A 2,701-nucleotide genomic window follows, 5' to 3' on the forward strand; every position below is an offset into this window, starting at 1 on the left:
GCTACAGGATCGAGAATGTGGTGATCTGATCCTGATTACGGCAAAAAGTTCGATTTATTCAACAAAGCCTGTTGATCGGTGTATTTCAATAATTCTTCGATGCTTACCAACCTGAATTCAATATCACTGTTTGCAATAACCTGTATCTCAGATTTCTCATGATACAAATCATACAACCCTACCATGTTCGGTGCTTTGATCGTCGATAACACCAGGGAATCTTTAATTCTGCGAATAATACATGTGCCCTGATATAATATCAGGCACATTTTTATATTATTTTGCTGCAATGTAAAACGTTGTCCCGCTCGCCCTTTTTTTACGGGACAAATCTCCTTGATGAAATTGAAAATATCTTCAACTTCTTGAGGATGTGAATTATGGTACAATGTTTTAGTATAATCATACATATATTCTACCCCGAGTTATGATGAGATACCCCATTTATATATCGCCTGCCTTTATCAGAAGTATCACGTTTAGAAAAATGACAAATATCTGGCCCCCATGGCTTATGGGATATCATTGGATTTAAAATAAATAATCACAGAGTAGTATCTTATGTTTTCTTAAAAATAAACAAACCCCGTTTAATTCACAGGCATTATGCTCTAACGACTTTCCTCCTTCAATAAATTCCCGTGCCAGTTATATACCTTACATCCAAAATTGGATCCTGAAATTAAATTTGCATTTTAGGTGCAGAATACACTTTTTATGGCGTCATCCCTGATGATGGACGGAAGACTGTCATTGTGTGACATGCGTGCTTCAGGTGCCGGTGCACACTGATAAGGAGTTGGAAAACAACAATAATTATGTTGCCATGACCTTCGGCAACGCGAATTAAACTATACTCATCATCTGCGTTGAGAGAAATGAGGAAATTCCTTTGGATAATCATAAAAATGCTGAAAAACCTGTTGAACACATTCAGGCAATTATAGATGCTCTTGAACCCGCATTTCCTTTGCTTAAAGCACGCAATGGTGACCGGTTTAATCTCAATATCAACGGTCAGAGAATGTGTTTTCTGCTTGCTGAAGGACAGTGTGGCCTTAACCGCGGGAGTGATGAGCTGACGTTTACTGACTTTAATGCGCCGGGGATCATGGGGCTAAGCGATTTCTGGCATGATGACAATTCACTGACAGTGCGTGCGATTGGCCCTATCAGGTACATTCTTGCACCTGTCGATGCTGTGCTGCATACGGTGGGCGAAAATAATCTGTGGGAAAGTACCACACGCTTTCTGATGTATATGGCTACGCGGTATCAGCAATATTTGCAGCAAAACACGTCCGTGCCGACTTACACCCTTGTTTGTAACTATCTCCGTGGCTTAATTGAGGAAGATTTTGAAGTACGCGCCGCCACAACCGCGGAAAGATATATTAAAGAGAGAACGAATTTGTCAAGAAGCGTGATTATGAAAATGTTAGCTCAGCTTAATAAAGGTGGCTACATTATTGTAAAAAGAGGTTTGCTGATAAAAATTAATCATCTCCCTGAAAAATTTTAACGTGAGCTCTTTTGAATTTATCAGGAACTGAGCTCACCAGCATGATGTGTTCGCTAAAAGTCCCTTCTGATATCTTTGCGGATAAGGCTGACCAGATAAAAGGGATGCTATAGTTTTTCGTTCTATAGCATCCATTGTGAAACATTAATTGTAGGTAAAACCCATCTGCACAATGCTACTGAATGTCCCGCTGGAAGTATTACCATTAACGCTGTATAGCCTGGCAACAAAATTGTAAACGACAGAATAGTACGGATAAAGACGCGAGAGCAGCAACAATAAGATTCTTTTTCATGATATATTCCTTTGTGATTAATTTTGCCAGTGACCAAATAGTTTGGCACTACCATGCAATATGGTATTCCCCGGCGTTTCCTAAATAACGGTTAGACTTTCTTAAATTACAGCAAGAAGACAGATATAAATGAATCCAACTATTGTTAACAGAAGCCAGCAAGTTTGCTCTCTACGTATTAACAGTTTTTTTCAACACTCTTACTTAACTGTTGGACGCATTATCCATAGGTATCCCCCGCCCATCAATCGTTTATTCGACTATAAATGAACCGATAGTACAAAATTGGATCGCGGTGTTTTTTTTACTCATTAACACCAATAGCAGGAAAAGTATTAAAGGTTTAATATACGCTTCTCTTAAACTGACACTTTATTAAAGTGAGGTGCTTAAAATGAATAAACTCGATTGGTTGTTAAAGCTCAGGCAATGCCAACGTATTGATACACTAGAAAAAATCATTGAGTATCACAAGTATAATGAAACCGGAGCTTCGCAGGATGAGGCTTTTTATTCTGCCGTTGACCACCGGTTAGCCGAACTGACTGTAGGGAGAAATTTCGATAAAGTCCCGGCCAGTGTATGGTCACTGGTAAAATGATCGCCACGCATTCGGAACTTCTGCGTAATATTATCTAATTTCTTTAATCTCAACATTACATAAAGGTCTCTTTTTAAAGAGGATCATACTATTTACAAAAGGCACACCTGATGAAACTTCTAAAGAATGAATACGAGTACAGAACGTGGTTTATAAACGAATACCTTTCTCTGGATAAGGAGTCCGACCCTGCTATTCTCTCTCCAGATGAAAGGCTTTGTTGAATAAATCGGATTTAGATAAAAGCTCCCCTCGTCGCCGACTTCCTCAGGTAATCCGTACA

3 protein-coding genes are annotated in these 2,701 nt (G+C 39.1%); 2 read left to right on the forward strand and 1 reads right to left on the reverse strand.

The features are described 5' to 3' along the window. Window positions 1-35 precede the first annotated feature (35 nt). Window positions 36-410: a hypothetical protein gene (locus J8X26_RS23335; RefSeq protein ID WP_208952092.1), complete on the reverse strand. Its 375-nt coding sequence runs from the start codon at window positions 408-410 to the stop codon at window positions 36-38. A gap of 482 nt (window positions 411-892) precedes the next feature. On the opposite strand from J8X26_RS23335, the gene J8X26_RS23340 reads away from it, so the two are divergent. Further along, entirely contained in the window at window positions 893-1,522 is a 630-nt protein-coding gene (locus tag J8X26_RS23340; protein WP_152323893.1) for a helix-turn-helix domain-containing protein, read from the forward strand. Between the two features lie 689 nt (window positions 1,523-2,211). After that, on the forward strand, window positions 2,212-2,418 hold the full coding sequence (locus tag J8X26_RS23345; RefSeq protein ID WP_165060363.1) for an Hha/YmoA family nucleoid-associated regulatory protein: 207 nt from the start codon (window positions 2,212-2,214) through the stop codon (window positions 2,416-2,418). Window positions 2,419-2,701: the final 283 nt, after the last annotated feature.

The sequence above is a fragment of the Rahnella sp. ChDrAdgB13 genome, assembly GCF_017655185.1.
GTDB classification, from domain to species: Bacteria; Pseudomonadota; Gammaproteobacteria; order Enterobacterales; family Enterobacteriaceae; genus Rahnella; species Rahnella contaminans.